The sequence below is a fragment of the Mesorhizobium sp. M4A.F.Ca.ET.050.02.1.1 genome (assembly GCF_003997725.1).
Classification (GTDB): domain Bacteria; phylum Pseudomonadota; class Alphaproteobacteria; order Rhizobiales; family Rhizobiaceae; genus Mesorhizobium.
This window is the reverse complement of record NZ_RZSG01001085.1, coordinates 1-1,554: the sequence shown is the minus strand read 5'-3', so window position 1 is coordinate 1,554 and position 1,554 is coordinate 1. Positions and strand designations below refer to the sequence as shown.

General features: G+C 64.6%; 1 protein-coding gene. It reads left to right on the top strand.

Annotation, left to right across the window (positions count from 1 at the left end; translation table 11 throughout):
• The coding region (locus tag EOA33_RS39520) for a hypothetical protein (protein ID WP_190234484.1) at positions 1 to 1,554 on the top strand (1,554 nt) is incomplete at both ends.

The following is a 1,554-nucleotide window of genomic DNA, read 5'->3' as shown; positions in this document are numbered from 1 at the left end:
GATGACCACCGAGGCCGATGGCGGTAGCGGCGGCAAGGGCGCCAGCGTTGCGGTTTCGGAAGTCAACGCGACAACCCGCGCCAATGTCTCGGGCGGCTCGACGATTGGCGCAAATGCCGGCAATACGCCGGATTCGATCGCGCTCGGCGCGACGCTGACGAGCAACATTACGACGATTGCCAGGTCGACGGCAGGCGGATCGGACCAAAGTGCAGGCGGTGACAACGAATCCGAGGAGCGTCTGAAGGACCCCAACAAGGACAGCAATACGTCCGACAAGGCGACGACAAGCGGCGGCGACATCACCTTTGCCGGCGCAGTGACGGTGTCCGATTATCGGCCGACGACCGAAGCCTTCGTTCAGGCTTCGACCCTCACGTCCGGTGGCGCGATCACGCTGACCGCGCAATCGACGGACAAGGTGACGGCGACGGCAGACGGCACCAACACGAACTCCTCCGCTAACGGCGCGACCGGCATCGGCGTTGCGGTTGTGCTGAGCATCGCCGACGTCACGACGCGCAGCTATCTCGGCGGCACCTCGTCGCTGTCGGCGAGTGCGGTGTCATTGAGCGCCACGATTGCGGCCGGCGACAGCTTCGTCGCTCAGGCGACCTCTGGCGCCGGCGACGGCTCCAAGACGCAGGTGGCCGGTTCGCTGGCGATCAATATCGTTATCACCGAGGCTTCCGCCGACGTCGCGGCAAACGCCTCGATCGATCTGAATGGCGCGGATCTGTCGCTCACCGCCAACTCCACCACCAACGTCCAGACCGATGCGGTTCCTGACGACGCAAGCGGCGCCGCGGGTGAACTCGGCATCGGTGGTTCGGTGGCCCTGACCATCGTCGACAATTCCACCTCGGCGTCGATCCGCAACAATGCGGCCATCGTTGCCGGCGATGCTATCACCATGACCGCGACTGGCGCCCATACCGCTGCGACCACGGCGGAAGCGGGTGCGGAAGGCGGCGATGTCGGTATTGGCGGTGCGGTGGCGATCGACGTCATCGACAACAACACGGAGTCGTCCATCGGTTCCGGCGGCGAACTCGACATCACCGGCAATTTGACGGCCAGCGCCAGCAATCACGGCGTGAGCACGACGCTGGCCGATGGGGATGCCATCGGCTCGACGGCGATCGGCGCGGCGATTGCGCTTGCCTTCGTGGACAACCGGGCGTTCTCGACCTCGAACCGCAATCTTCGTTCGAACGGATCGATCAGCCTGTCGGCCGCCAATGACGGCTCCAGCAAGGCGGAATCGATCGCCAGCGCGGCTGGCGCCGAAGAAAACGAAGACGGCAACACCAAGGCCGACGATCAACGCGACAAGGAAGTCGATCTGGCCAACAGCAAGTCGAATGATGGCGACAGCGTCAGCAAGTCGGCCAACAGTTCAGGCGGCAGTGGCGGCGGCGATGTCAGCGTCGCGGCAGCACTTGCTCTCAACGTCTCGTCGTCGGTCGCGGTGGCGTCGATCAATGACGGGCGCACGGTCATTGCCGGCGAGGGCGCCGGCGTCGGTGAACTCAATTTGCAGTCGTCCAACAA